Here is a 1,410-nt window from a genome sequence, read left to right on the forward strand (position 1 = left end):
GATTGAGCAAAGTAACCCTTTAGTGAATAAGAAGACTGATCTGTTAAGCTTAACTGAGAAAAATGACTTCCTGGCATATCTATAGATTTATTATCTATTTCTTGGAGATACAATTGAGTTAATTTAGGCGATTTTATCCATTCTTGTATTTGACATTGAATACTATTTGATGATTTATCTCTATTAAATATTAAGCTTTGTATAAATCTTTGTGTAAAGTCTTTCGCATGATCAGCATAAGTTCGCTTCCAACCGGGTCTCCCAGAATTTAAATAGTTATGAGCCATAACTAAAGCAATTACGAATTGCTTGTTCGATTTAATTAAATCAATGTTTGCTACTGTTACTAAGTTATTTTTTGCAGTAGAGCCTTCTAAAAGAGCGGTTATAGCTTTAGCTTCATTGACATCTTTTGTAATGCAATTATTATTTAATAGTGCCTTTGTTAATTTTTCATCTGAATGTTTATATAGTTCAACTAAAAAATCAACTTCCGCTACATCTTTAGATGGTCTATTTTCAGGGTAATAGGACGACATAAATTGGGCGGTATGATGTAATCTAGAATCATGCGGCAATAGTTTTTTTAAGGTTATTCCCAAAGAGTAGGTATCAGACTCAGGAGAATAGCCCTGAGTTAGAATCTCAGGCGCATGGAACCCTTTATATCCCTCTATGAATTCAGGTTTTTTTAGGCGAGAAGCCAAACCAAAGTCAATTAAAGAAACTTGCCCCTGCTCATTTAAAACAGCATTATTTGGCTTAATATCATTATGGTAGTAAGGGTGATTGAATTTTGATAATTCACCCTTATTTAATTTGTTAACAAGATGTATAAGTTGAAAGCAAGCATCAAGCCTGCCTCTATCATCTTTAAACTCAACTTTATCTAAGCTGTTTCCAAGAAAATTTAAAAGTAAATAATGCTTATTATTCCTTTGAGTTTGACCTTGTAATAACCCAAGATCATCTAAAATCTTTAACTCTTGAGCTTTAAACTTATCTTTGTAACTAACCTTTATTACATATAAATTTCTCTGTTCATCTTCTACAAGTTTTACTTTTCCAAACTTACCTTGACCTAAAATTTCTTCTTCACCAGCTAAGGCATAAATTTTTTGATTTATAACTATAAAAGAGTGGCTTAAATTTAATTTAGTAGATCTTTTAAGCTTTGTTCCCTCGCTAGCAATTCCATATTTTAAATTCTTTTTTGCTATTTCCCACTCTTTTTTTCTATCTTCATCTGTTATCCAATTTAATTTATTCATACTATCAGCCTATAAATACTTAATGAAAGTATTAAAATTAAATAATATAATTTCATTTTTATACATAAATAGAAATAAAATCAAGAATTAGCGTCAGTATCGCGACACTGTTGCGAATAAAAGAGGGCACTGTTGCGAA

General features: G+C 30.6%; 1 protein-coding gene. It reads right to left on the minus strand.

Annotated elements, in window-relative coordinates; all coding sequences use genetic code 11:
* The coding region (locus C200_RS13465; protein ID WP_052133293.1) for a protein kinase domain-containing protein at window positions 1–1,271 on the minus strand (1,271 nt) is incomplete at its 3' end.
* Window positions 1,272–1,410: the final 139 nt, after the last annotated feature.

The organism is Piscirickettsia salmonis LF-89 = ATCC VR-1361 (genome assembly GCF_000297215.2).
In the GTDB taxonomy this organism is placed as follows: domain Bacteria; phylum Pseudomonadota; class Gammaproteobacteria; order Piscirickettsiales; family Piscirickettsiaceae; genus Piscirickettsia; species Piscirickettsia salmonis.